The organism is Legionella sp. JM-2024 (assembly GCF_055389095.1).
Map to the genome: position 1 here is coordinate 2,330,770 of NZ_AP039388.1, position 12,260 is coordinate 2,343,029.

Here is a 12,260-nt window from a genome sequence, read left to right on the forward strand (position 1 = left end):
ATATACAATTTTAAATAAACACGATCCAAATCAATAAATTCAAAATATTTTATTAATCACATCTCTTTAACGAATGGGTAAGGAATCCTTAATAATGATCATTTATAATGTAATCTGTTTAATTGTAAATAATTATGATCATGACAAGAGTAATTGTTACCTATAGCCCTATTGTTGGTGGAAGTAGTGTTATTTCCTTGAAAGAATCATTTACACAGGTAGGTTCCGAAGTCATTGACGGCGACTATAGAAAAATGATGGAAGACATACCTAAAGAAAAATTCGATAAGTTGTATTCCACTGAAGAAGGTCGACAAATATTATTTGCACATGCCAAAGCAAAAGCAATAGAGCTTCTTAAAGATGTCGACGTTCTAGCATTATCAGGTAACAGTGCCATGATTGATCCTGAGCTTTTTAACCAAACAAGAGATCCTGACCAAACATATGATTTTTCCAGAACGATTGCCGAACTCGCATTAGTACACGTAGCAACAGAAAAAGGTATGCCTATTTTGGGTGTATGTGGTGGACATCAAGTCGTTGCAGTATATGGTGGTGGAGAAGTATCAGACTTACACTCTGACAAATTAGATAAACAGCAAGTCATGAATTATGACACAATAAAACTGAATAAGAATTCATTGATAGCTCAAATTATTGGTGGGAAAAAGTTTCAGAAAGACATGGACAAAATCAGGAAGACTTTTGATGAAATGAGGGATGAATTTAATAAATTGTCAGAAAAAGTAAAAACATTAGAAAAATTAAACGTATTAAAAGAAACAGGGAAATTAGATGAATTAGGAAAATTGGAAGCATTAGATAAATCGAAAGTGCAAACTTTATTAAAACTAACAGGATTAAAAGTAAAAGAAGAGTTATTTGATTTAAGAGAGTTTGTAGAAGAATTGGGAAAATTAGATCAACTAAAAGATGAATTACAAATTATAAGAAATAATTTGAATGATGTAGAAAAAGGATTAGAAGAAAACTCTACCCCACCTCATTATGAAACTGAGTTTTTTGGCGCACATGAACAAGTAGTTAGTAAACTGGGAACCGGATTTCAACAAACAGGTATTGCAAGTGATAATGAATCCATTGAAGCGGCAGAATCAGAGTTTGGTGTTCCAATTATAACCACACAATTCCATCCAGAAGTTGGCGCCAGAGGATTGCCTGAAGCTCATTTCTTTTATGTACGAACAGAAGCAGAACAAGAGATGAATCTGAATATATTTAGATATCTTGACAAAGCAGGTGATGCTTATAGTAAAAAGAAAACCATGATGGATGAATTAGGACAATTCACGGCTAAAAATAAAGACTCGTTGATTCAACCATCACAAATTAAAAAGGCGAGAGAAGAACAGCCGCAAAAACAAGAAAAACACGAGAAAAAATCTTCATCAATAAAACAAAAGGAACCTTCATTCATTGAAAATATGCTCTCAAAAATTGGTTCATTTTTAAATACCATTGGCGAAATAATAAAAGAAGGGATTGGTAGGTTTTTAAGAAACATATTATCAAGTATGTTTACAAGTGATTCCGTTTCAAGACTAAAAAAGAAGGAACAAAAACAATCAAGCTCTGAGAATTCAAAGCTAGATATTGTTGCCAACCCCAATAACTCATATTCTACTGCGTTTCATGATATGAAAGTTAAGGCACCCTCTGAAATATTGCGGGAAGCTTCTGGTAAATTGTGGACAAAACAAGACGATATTCCTGAGGAAACCATAATCAATAACACTGGTATTGGTGAAGCAGCCAAGGTAAGAATGTCAACAGAACTGATTCAGGAAGAGGTTGAGCAGCCGCTTGATGAAGATCACTCTACTTCGTATAAGCATGGTTAAATCATGGTGATGGAATAAGAACTCCATCACAAAAATCACGGCGCACTTCGACATAGCGGATAATCTTGGCGATGCTATGCTTATTTTTTAATTGGGTAACTGAAAATACTCGCGTCAGCGATTCGATTCTACCTCTACACCATTAGTATCTAAATCTGAGCAAACCACAGATTAATTCCCTCAACTAAAGTAGGATGGGCAAACATCACATCACGCAATTTTTGATAAGGCATCTCTAATGCCATTGCTAATTGGACGACACCTAATATTTCTCCAGCCTCTGCGCAGAAAATTGAAACTCCCAAAATTAAATCAGTTTCAGCGTCAATTACTGCCTTCAAAACACCTGTTGTTTCTCCCTGAGTCTTGGCGCGTGGAATAACAGCCGCTGGAATTTTGGCTATTTTAATTTTGTGGCCTTGCGCTTTAGCCTGAGCTTCAGTAAGCCCGATGCGTGCTAACTCTGGATCGAGAAAAACAGTATAAGGAATAAGCCTGTCTTTGGAAGAGTGTTTATTCTGTGGGTTTTGTAAGTTGTACTTCACCAGTCGATAATCATCGAGAGATAAATGGGTAAACTGTGCTCCTCCTTTTATATCTCCCAAAGCCCAAATCCCTGCAGCAGTTGTTTCCAGGTACTCGTTTACTTTGACAAACCCGCGTTCATCAAGCTCAACACCTGTTTTGTCCAAATTCAATCCTGCGGTATTTGCTATACGTCCAACTGCAACTAAAATAGCTGTACCACGGATAAACTCTGATTTACCTTGTCGGCTTGTTTCAATAATAACTTCAGCATCCTCTTGGCGTATAGCATTAATCTTTGTATCGATAGCCAATTGAATGCCTTCGCTGGATAAGGTCTGAAAAACTTGTTCAGCAATATCTTTGTCCTCGCGATTAAGAAATTCACTACTGGCTTCGATTACCGTAACTTCAGCACCGAAGCGGCGAAACATTTGAGCAAACTCTAAACCAATATAACCACCACCAATGACTACTAAATGCTTTGGAACTGTGTCTACTTTCATTAAGCTATCATTGGTGAAATAGTTTATTTTATCGAGTCCGCTAATTGGAGGAATAAACGGCAGAGCGCCTGTATTAATAATAATTTTATCAGCTGTTATTTGCAGAGTTTTTTGGCCATCCTGCGGCGAGGAAAGAGCAACCTCAATCATTTTAGGTCCAATAAAACAGCCATGTCCTAACATGAGACTCATGCCTGAATCTAAAAATTGCTTTAAATTGGCTTCACGCATACTTTGAACTACAACATCTTTACGTGTTCGAACTGATTTAAAATCAATTGGACCCAATGTCACATTTAAACCATAATCCTTCGCTTTGTGACAGTAATGAGCAATTTTGGCTGACTGGACAAGTGTCTTGGTAGGTATGCATGCTACATTAATGCAAGTACCACCAATTTGATTGTTCTCTACCATTGCTACTCGTTGACCCTCTTTTGATAAATCCATGGCCAGCGTTTTTCCACCTTTACCCCCACCCAAAATGATGGTATCAAACTGTAAGACCATTCTCTTCTCCGAATCATTTACTCGAGTTTAATCAAATCCATTGTAATAAATACTAATTTGTAAAAAACAAATTCCTTTTATAAATAAAACTCACTCAATTCATAAAATGTGTTACTCGACAAAGGTCAGGTTTTACCAAGGTTCACTACACCAGTAAAAATAACTTAAAATAAGTATAGACTATAGCGTGATGCGAAAAATTGGTTTGGAGTTGTAAAACCCACATTCATGAGCATATAATGCTCTCCGTGGCCATTACATGCTCAAAAAAATTCCAAATAAAATAGTACAACTATGACTGAAAATGACCAAAAGCTACTGCTACCCATTTTAAAACCGCTACTGGATTATTTCTTTGAAATGAGCAAAATTGATTTAGTGGTTGATTATCTTGCTGGAAAAAATAACAATAGAAAAGAAATAAAACAATTTCTTGAAAAGCTTGATTCACAGATTTCGTTGGAGAATCTATTACGTGTAATACTTCAAAAGCAGATTCGTTACCATTTGGGATTTTTCTTTTTCTTTCGAGATTTTAAAGAGGACTCTAAAAAACTGGAAAAACAGTTAAAGACGATTTTTATAAACAAAATCAGGAACGATTTTGTTTATTTTCAATCCTCCATGCTCTATTTGACAGGTATAATCAGTCATTTATTTATTATAGACAGTTTTTGGGATAGAACCCTTGATTTGGGTACATCAATTTTTAAAGTACTATTAATGTATTATGTGATACTCCCTGTTTTATTATCTTACATTGTAAAAAGCACTGTAATCGATAATTACATTAAAGAAAAAATCGATTCTTATGGGGAGCTATTAAGTACGGTTGACATTAAGCTGCTGCATGCTCGTCTTGAAGAATTAAGACGAGTTGATTATCAACATTTGTTTGTCCAAATTAATGAATTAAGAAGAACTGGAGCTAAAGTGGAAATTCCTTCCCTTAAATATCTGGCTGCATTATATGTTAAAGATAATACTATAGATGTCAATAGCACACAAATTCCGGAAGAAGTTAAGGAATATGTAGCAAAATTAAGTTAGGACTTCTACACCAATGTGGCAATTGGGAGCAATTGACTATTTGATATATTCAACTAAACCTGCTTGCCATCTATGAATATTTATGATCATCATCGACCATATACGTCCAGAGTCGCTTTAATGGCGGGTCGCTCATTAATTCGTTGATACCAGGACATTAAACCGGGAAACAGTTTCGCATCAATAGTCTGTTCGTATATGAATTGAAAACACCAAACCCAAGGCCAGATGGCCATATCAGCAATCGTATAATTTGAACCACCAATAAATGGCGTTTGGGCCAGTTGTTTTTCCATAACCCCTAGAAGCCGCATACATTCATCAGAATATCGCTTCATGGCATAGGGTACTTGTTCCTGAGCATAACGATGAAAATGACCAAATTGCCCGAACATAGGACCTATGTGCGCTGCCTGGAAATAACACCATTGAATAATGTTATATTTCTCTTTTGTAGTATCCGGTAAAAACTGCCTGTGTTTTTCAGCTAAATACTGCAAAATAGCAACACTTTCCATGAGATAAAAATCATTGGTTTGATCATACAGGACTGGAATCTTGTTATTGGGTGAAATGTTTAAAAAGTCAGGATTAAATTGTTCACCCTGAGTGATATCGATCAGCTTTATGGTATAGGGTTGCTTCAGCTCTTCAAGCATAATGGTGGGTTTAAATCCGTTGGGCGTACCGTATGAATAGATTATGTACATGAGACATCCTTATTGACTGGAGAAAGTTATTTATTATTTAACGATAACATTAATTTCACCTCAATATTAGCACGTACTGCTTTGGAATAAGGACAAACCTCATGAACTTTGACAACCAATGTTTCAGCCTCTTTCTGATTTAAAAGCAGTCTTAGCTTGACAGATATGGATCAAGGTCCACCCTGCCTTTGCTAATTTGTTTTCAGAAGAGTTGAAGTACTCAAAGCATAGCTTGTTTAACCATCCTTGGTTTAGCTAACCTATCAAATTTTATTGATTAAATTAGAAGCTAACTCAGGCTCTCTCTTAAATGAGCCATCATTTTCAAAAGTAAACAAACTACCAGTAGCTACTTTCCCTGAAACAAAGGAATTGAGTACTTTATGCATATCCGTAATTGCAGATTCCTCTGAACGAGTAATCAGTGTTATAAGATGTGCGGCTTTTTCTTTAGAGGAAGTTAACTCAGAAGGTATTTTATAAAATCCTGAAGCAATTCGAGACAATTCTAATGTGAATTCGTTTTTAGAGTCTTTGGTGAGGCTGAGAATAGGGGTATATCTATCTACTAAGTCGCCTGAAGAAATTGATTGAATACACACTGTTAATGTATTGTTTTTACAGATAATTAGTCTTCTCATTAGTTAACTCGCATTTGGCAAACAATTAAAGGGTCTTGATTATATGAAAATAACACCAATCATTCAATATTTGATCTGTTAAGACTATATTAAGACTATACGGACTTACGATAAACACCTTTATCCCGTATAAAGAATTTAATCAGAATAAATTTATTTGTTAATCAATCCTTAAGCTTTGGTGTTTTACACTGAATAAAAGCAACAAGGAGAATACCATGTCTAACAAAATACTAACTGAACGTTTGAATAATGAGCTGGATTCACTAGGTGTACCTTGTTTAATGATTGAACGTGTTCAAGTGTGCTCCAAGTTATTCAAATTACCGAAATCTAAAATTGAGGCTTTGCTTAACGGTGTCATGGCTGTAGACTCCAACTCAATGCAAAAAATCGCTGATGAGCTTGAGGTAAGTAAAGACTGGTTGTTAGGGGGCATTAAAAGAAAAACGAAACACTGATCTTATTTATAACTTTTCAATGATGTAGACGAAAACAATGAAGCATGCATTAAAGCTACTAAAAATTATCTCTGGATAATTGTGACAAATTGATATGACATGCTTTAGATCATTTTCTTACTAAGACGAATATCCAAACAGACATGTTCTCCATTAAAAAATGGTGAGCATGTTTTCTTGGTTGTAAATCATAAAGAAAATAATTCTCTAAATAATGCCTTAAATATTTAAATACTCTTGCAGATACAGTGAAACCGTATTGAAAGTTGATCACAAAGACCTATTTGTGGCAGGATTACCAGATACTTTATGGTTCTGAATATAGGCTAACAGGAGTTACCTTGTATGAAAGGGAATTGGTTAGGACTTTTATTTATCTCATCAGTGGCACTTGCTGATTCCGGCAACACCATTCAAACGATTATGAATGATCATCTGAAACAATATGGTGCCATGGAGCATTTCTCTGCTATTCAAGTCTCTGTTATGAAAGGCAACTCAATCCAGCATTATACTGCCGGTAAACGTTCTCTGGATACTGATAGTCCAGCTCTGTCTTCCGAAGATCTGTTTGAAATTGGCAGCATTACAAAATCATTCACTGCTGCGCTTGCTGTGATGGCCGAACGAGATGGAAAACTGTCTCTTAAAGACACACTGGGACAACATCTGAAACAATATCCGGACTGGTCAAATCTCACACTGAGCGGGTTACTGGACATGAGTACCGGAATTCCCAATTATTCCAACTCCCCCACTATGAATTACCAATTTAGTAAGAATTTACGTTATTCCTGGTCTCATGAAAGTCTCATGGCACTAGCCTATCCCAAAACTGGCAATCCACCTCGACTATCTGGTTACTTTTACAGCAACACCGGATATGTTTTGATGGATATGATACTGTCAAAACAATACCATCAACCCTTTCCTCAGTTGATACGTGACCATATTTTCATTCCTTTGAAACTGCAACATATGTTCTATCCTTTACCTGAATACCCCGCTGGCGTTATGAAACAGAAGGTTCGTGGATATTCCTGGAATATCTATGACAATCCAGAATTACTGGGGCTCGATGTGACTGACGCAAACCTCAGCTGGGCAGGTGCAGCAGGGGCAATAGTTGCCAATAGTGCCGCTGTCCTGTCATGGGTTAATCACCTGTTTATTGAAGACAAGCTGTTGTCCAAATCTGAAAAGAGGACCATGCAATCGATGATTTCAATCACTACAGGCAAGTCTGTTAGCCAAACTGACAAGGACAACCCCAAAGCCTTTGGGCTTGGAATTAGTCAAGGATACGATGAACAAATAGGACGATACTGGTTTTATGAAGGTAAAACATTGGGCTATCGGGCAATCTATATGTGTAAGCCTGAAGAAAAATTCATCATAGTCGCTCTCTTTAACAGTGCAACCAATGCTGAAAATGATCATGTCGGGGAACTGATACAAAAACTTTATCCACTAATTCAGCAATTATAGTTTTGATTAGCTATGATTAAAGGATCGAATAGTCCTTAGTGATGAAGGTTCAAAATCCAGTTTAAATTGAAAATGATATTTCTTTTTCAATTCAATATATTGAACCAATTCACATTTTAATTTTTATCCTTTAGGCTTTCTTGACCCTAGCTCATTATCTAACGCCTGATCGAGTTCCTGGGATTTCTTGACTGCACCAGAAGATTTCAAAGCAAAAAAACCATGATGATTTGACGATCCTAAAGTCGCTATAAAAGCCACTGCTGTAGTAACGGCATTAACCAGTCGTTTCGCCAGATTTGCCAAATAGTCACCCCACCCTAAATCTCTCTGCAACACAGGAGTGACCTCCTTAATTGCTTCTTTTGATTGTTTAGCAAAAAGTTCAAGGGACTCTTTAGATGGATCTTTAAATGCATCGCTTTTATATTTCCTCAGGTTTATCAATAATTCCTCAGCTTTAACTTTTGCATCGGTATGATGAGTACCAATAGACTTAATCTTATCCTTAAATTCATCCAGAATTTTATCAATGGCTTTAGATTGGGCCTTAAATCTTTGTACTCCAAGATCTTGAATTGGTTTCACAGGTGGTTGTTCTTTTAAATTATCCAATTCTTCGATTTCTTTTTGGACTGGTGCTGTTTTAGGTGGAGGTGATATACCTTTTACAATATCAGGTACTTGAATATTAAAATGAGCAAATATTGCTGCTCTTTGAGCATACATCTGATCACCAACTATACCAAGAACTTTAGATCCTTGATGACCCGTAGCATTCCCATCTTTATCAATAGTTATTGAACGAGGCTGTCCTGAACTGTTTCTTCCTTTTATAATATAGCTACCATTATGCTCCTCAACACCATCAACAAAATTATTGCCTTTGGCATCAAATAGTATATACGACGCTTTGGTCTCTACTTTAGGTACCTCGTGAACCGTAACTTTCTCAATTGGCGGGGGAACATCAGGAACAGTTTCTTTTGGAACAAAGGCTAGCTCATGAGCTATTTTAAAGCGATTCTGTAAGTCACTTTCAACCAATCCAAAACGTAAACAAAATTGCTCTTTAGCACATGGAGGATAGTTGTCAGGATTGGTGGCAACCTTTTGTATCATTGCTCTAAAAATATCCTGGAATTTATAATCCTTATCCCCAATTTTATATAGTTTATCCTGCTCAAGTGCCGCATCAATATGAGCTCTGTCATAGAAGAGATGAATAACACTACCATCCAGCATTGCCTCAGGACTATTCAGGAATTTTTCACAAAAACTATCTAATGTCTCTTTACCAAGATCTTGAGTCTTAGTAATCTCACATAAGCGTTGAAATCCCCATCCCACTTGATCACGCATATTTTGTGGAGTGTAACTTGGAACTGATAACAGCTTATCTGATTGACCTTGCTCTTTTATTAAATTAACTGTTCTAACGATGCGCTCATATTGATCTATAAGACCACTTGGGTCTAATTTCTGCTCAGTTTCTATTTCTTCAGTACCAGCTGCTTTACTTATATTGGCAATAATTTGCATCGTATTTGTAGAAAATTTTTGTTGTTGTTGCTCATAAGCACCTGGACCATATTTAGATTCGTTATTTGGCATCATGTGAATAACATGCAAGCCTTCTTTAAGGCCATAATAAATGGCGTCTTTAAGATTAATCTCACCACCAGGAGACGTATTGCGCCTTATTTTGGTCTCTGGTGTTGGCTCATTAGTAAAAATATAAGTTAAAACCTCTGGAGTTAAGAGCTTTGCTATTTGGGGATCTAATAGCATTTGTCGATTAAGTGCTGCATTTCCATAAAAGGATTGATTAGAATATTTAGAGTCGCAAACCACTTTAATTGCTCTTAATGATTCCTCAACTTCTTTGGTTAATGGCATTTTGGGATTTTGTTTCAGCTTATCAAGAATCTCAGTTGTTGTTGGCATGATAATCTCTTAAGAGTGTCGTATATTTATACATTTTATCATAATTATATTAACAAAGTATTAAAATACATCTTCAACGCCAATCCATGGTCTGTTGACAATTCATTTTATAATATACTCGCAAGTAGTTAATCTCAGAGACAAACCGCGGTACATCAAGATTATAAGGCAATTGTCACAGACTCTATTGTATGAATTCCAAAATAAACTAAACAACGAAAAATACGCATTCCGGTTATTTCATGAAAAAATGGTAACAATTCATCAATTCACTTTTACCTCTGACTATCATTCCACGATTAAAAAAAGATCAGTTCAAGTGAAGCAGACACCTGATATCATGCTCTAAAAAACAGCATATTGTGTTTTGGTGAAAAATAACCTAGGATGCCCCAAATTATCGAGTACTGCTATTCCCGTGAAAAAGCTGTTTTATCTTGTTGCATTTTTCATATCATTACCCCTGATGGCCAAGGATGCCACTGTATTTGCGGTCATTGGAGATTATGGCAATGATTCCGTTGGAGAAGCTAAAGTAGCTAAAATATTAAAATCCAAACAACCTCAATTTATCCTGACCTTGGGTGACAATAACTACGAGCAAGGTTGCTGGAAAACCATTGATAAAAATATTGGTAAATATTATCAAGAATACATCGGAAATTATCAGGGTAAATATGGTAAGGGTTCTGAAATGAATCGCTTTTTCCCAACCCTTGGGAATCATGATTGGATTGCAAACGAAGCTTGTTTATACCAGGGTATGTTACCCTATTTCAGCTATTTTACCCTTCCTGGAAATCAAAGTTATTATGATTTTGTTGCAGGTCCTGTTCATTTTTTTGCATTAGATAGTGATTCGCATGAACCGGATGGAAACACAAAGGATTTAAAACAATATCGTTGGTTGATTGAACATGTAAAACAATCCACTGCCCCTTTTAAAATCGCCTATTTCCACCATGCTCCTTTTAGCTCAGGAAAGCATGGCTCATATGAGAAGATGCAATGGGATTTCGCCTCTATGGGCATCGATGTTGTGATGTCAGGTCATGATCATAATTACGAACGCATTGAGCGAAATGGTATTGTTTATTTTGTTAATGGAGCCGGTGGAGCGCCCCTCTACTCCATGAGAAAAAAAGTTAAAGGGAGCAAATTCTTCTATAACAAACATCATGGATTCCTGTTAGTCACAGTTAATAATAAAAGCATGGAAATTCAATTTATTAATGACAATCATAAAATCAAAGATCAAATTGTTATAGAAAAACAATCCATTCATACCAAGTAAAAAATCATTTCGCATCAGTAATGGAATACTGCTATTCTTAACTGTAGTTAGGGAGAGGAAAATGCTAAAGCAAGGATATGTCAAAACCACACACTATGGTTTAGAATTTTCAGAACTTTTTTTCCAAGACTGTTTGAAAAAATATTTTTCTGATCCAAATATACAGGTGCTTTCAGCAAAATACTCCCCTTCAGCTGCTGATAAAGTCGCGTGGTCTGCCAAACACCCCAAAGAAGGCGATCATCCCATTGGTGTGCAACGTTATGAAATCCATTTCAAAAAAAATGGTAAAATAGAGAATCAATTTGTTATTGCCAAATCCAAAATTAGTGATAGTCATTATCTCCAGGTCATCTCCACTGCTTTTGAGAAATGTGGCATTCAAACGGTACCACCAGTCATTGATTATTTATCCCAATTAGAGTTCTCAAATTTAAATAGAAAAGAAACCGCTGTGTATAACATGCAGCGTTCTTTTGAAGCGTTTCGTCATTCTATGCCGTTGTGTTATGGCACTTATTTAGATGAAGAAGGCGATGTGTGTGTACTTATTTTGCAATGTCTTGATGAAGAATGGCTATCCCTTGACCCTAATGATGTATCTATGTGGAACCAAAATGCTATTGAAACCTTGATTGATGGCATTTCTCCAATGCATGCTGTTTGGTATAAAAAAGAAAAGGAAATAGCCAAGATCAAAGGGTTCGAAAATCTGTTTAATGTTGATAAAATGCAACAGTTCATACCTTATTGGATTGCACTCGCTGATGCGGTGAAAGCCACAAATTTACCTTTCATTACAAAAGAGGACTATCTTTTTCATACTCATCTTATTGAAACCATTCCAGAATGGCGTAGTAAAATTGATGTTATGGATAAAACATTGGTCCAAAATGACTGTGTACCCAAAAATGTTGCGTTATGCAATCAAAATGGAAAAAAGAAAGTGCTTATTTATGATTGGGAAATTGCTACTGTACACATACCACAACGTGATATTGTTGAATTTTTATCTTATGTATTGCCCGAAAATTTTGATGCGAAATTATTAAAAAGTTATATAGAAAGACATCGAAACCAACTCAGCGAAGCAACAAAACAAACCATCAATGCCTCTGAATGGCAACTTGGTTTTAAATACGCTTTGTATGACTATTTAATACAGCGAGTTTTCCCGCAAATACCTTTTGAACTGCTTGAAGCCCGCAATATTGCAAAAGTATACCATAATGCCCGTCGCATGATGTTATTACTTGACTAACT

The 12,260-nt window shown here is 36.0% G+C and carries 10 protein-coding genes; 6 read left to right on the forward strand and 4 right to left on the reverse strand.

The features are described 5' to 3' along the window. Positions 1-140: 140 nt before the first annotated feature. Positions 141-1,865 carry a gamma-glutamyl-gamma-aminobutyrate hydrolase family protein gene (locus tag ACZ5EK_RS10300; RefSeq protein WP_464429420.1) on the forward strand — a complete coding sequence of 575 codons (1,725 nt, stop codon included), beginning with the start codon at positions 141-143 and terminating at the stop codon, positions 1,863-1,865. Between the two features lie 149 nt (positions 1,866-2,014). Here ACZ5EK_RS10300 and ACZ5EK_RS10305 read toward each other — a convergent pair whose 3' ends face one another. Then, complete coding sequence (locus ACZ5EK_RS10305; RefSeq protein WP_464429422.1) at positions 2,015-3,406, reverse strand: mercuric reductase; 1,392 nt, start codon at positions 3,404-3,406, stop codon at positions 2,015-2,017. A gap of 294 nt (positions 3,407-3,700) precedes the next feature. On the opposite strand from ACZ5EK_RS10305, the gene ACZ5EK_RS10310 reads away from it, so the two are divergent. Continuing rightward, a complete protein-coding gene (locus ACZ5EK_RS10310) occupies positions 3,701-4,456 on the forward strand; it encodes a hypothetical protein (RefSeq protein WP_464429424.1) in 756 nt (251 codons plus the stop codon). Positions 4,457-4,545: 89 nt separating this feature from the next. On the opposite strand, the gene ACZ5EK_RS10315 is transcribed toward ACZ5EK_RS10310, so the two are convergent. Together ACZ5EK_RS10315 and ACZ5EK_RS10320 are read right to left on the reverse strand one after the other, a co-directional pair. Then, positions 4,546-5,166, reverse strand: a complete 621-nt coding sequence (locus ACZ5EK_RS10315; RefSeq protein ID WP_464429426.1) for a glutathione S-transferase family protein — start codon at positions 5,164-5,166, stop codon at positions 4,546-4,548. Positions 5,167-5,429: 263 nt separating this feature from the next. After that, positions 5,430-5,807 carry a type IV secretion protein Dot gene (locus ACZ5EK_RS10320; protein ID WP_464424276.1) on the reverse strand — a complete coding sequence of 126 codons (378 nt, stop codon included), beginning with the start codon at positions 5,805-5,807 and terminating at the stop codon, positions 5,430-5,432. Positions 5,808-6,025: 218 nt separating this feature from the next. Between ACZ5EK_RS10320 and ACZ5EK_RS10325 the strand changes: the two genes are divergently transcribed. Continuing rightward, positions 6,026-6,268: a hypothetical protein gene (locus ACZ5EK_RS10325; RefSeq protein WP_464424277.1), complete on the forward strand. Its 243-nt coding sequence runs from the start codon at positions 6,026-6,028 to the stop codon at positions 6,266-6,268. A 345-nt stretch (positions 6,269-6,613) separates the two neighbouring features. After that, positions 6,614-7,756 carry a serine hydrolase domain-containing protein gene (locus tag ACZ5EK_RS10330; protein ID WP_464429428.1) on the forward strand — a complete coding sequence of 381 codons (1,143 nt, stop codon included), beginning with the start codon at positions 6,614-6,616 and terminating at the stop codon, positions 7,754-7,756. 123 nt (positions 7,757-7,879) lie between these two features. Here the strand turns inward: ACZ5EK_RS10330 and ACZ5EK_RS10335 are convergent, their stop codons facing one another. Next, positions 7,880-9,703 (reverse strand): hypothetical protein, encoded by a 1,824-nt coding sequence (locus tag ACZ5EK_RS10335; RefSeq protein ID WP_464429430.1) that lies wholly within the window; start codon positions 9,701-9,703, stop codon positions 7,880-7,882. Between the two features lie 370 nt (positions 9,704-10,073). Here ACZ5EK_RS10335 and ACZ5EK_RS10340 point away from each other — a divergent pair, with 370 nt between their 5' ends. Both ACZ5EK_RS10340 and ACZ5EK_RS10345 read left to right on the forward strand, forming a co-directional pair. Further along, positions 10,074-10,997, forward strand: coding sequence for a metallophosphoesterase (locus tag ACZ5EK_RS10340; protein ID WP_464429432.1), 924 nt, complete (start codon positions 10,074-10,076; stop codon positions 10,995-10,997). Positions 10,998-11,058: 61 nt separating this feature from the next. Beyond that, positions 11,059-12,258, forward strand: coding sequence for a 3-hydroxy-3-methylglutaryl-CoA reductase (locus ACZ5EK_RS10345; RefSeq protein ID WP_464429434.1), 1,200 nt, complete (start codon positions 11,059-11,061; stop codon positions 12,256-12,258). The last annotated feature ends 2 nt before the right edge of the window (positions 12,259-12,260 follow it).

Excerpts from the sequence above, each read along its gene's own strand:
- ACZ5EK_RS10335 (WP_464429430.1), bottom strand. The coding sequence starts at position 9,703 with ATGCCAACAACAACTGAGATTCTTGATAAGCTGAAACAAAATCCCAAA.
- ACZ5EK_RS10320 (WP_464424276.1), bottom strand. The coding sequence starts at position 5,807 with ATGAGAAGACTAATTATCTGTAAAAACAATACATTAACAGTGTGTATT.
- ACZ5EK_RS10300 (WP_464429420.1), top strand. The coding sequence starts at position 141 with ATGACAAGAGTAATTGTTACCTATAGCCCTATTGTTGGTGGAAGTAGT.
- ACZ5EK_RS10310 (WP_464429424.1), top strand. The coding sequence starts at position 3,701 with ATGACTGAAAATGACCAAAAGCTACTGCTACCCATTTTAAAACCGCTA.
- ACZ5EK_RS10315 (WP_464429426.1), bottom strand. The coding sequence starts at position 5,166 with ATGTACATAATCTATTCATACGGTACGCCCAACGGATTTAAACCCACC.
- ACZ5EK_RS10330 (WP_464429428.1), top strand. The coding sequence starts at position 6,614 with ATGAAAGGGAATTGGTTAGGACTTTTATTTATCTCATCAGTGGCACTT.
- ACZ5EK_RS10305 (WP_464429422.1), bottom strand. The coding sequence starts at position 3,406 with ATGGTCTTACAGTTTGATACCATCATTTTGGGTGGGGGTAAAGGTGGA.
- ACZ5EK_RS10325 (WP_464424277.1), top strand. The coding sequence starts at position 6,026 with ATGTCTAACAAAATACTAACTGAACGTTTGAATAATGAGCTGGATTCA.
- ACZ5EK_RS10345 (WP_464429434.1), top strand. The coding sequence starts at position 11,059 with ATGCTAAAGCAAGGATATGTCAAAACCACACACTATGGTTTAGAATTT.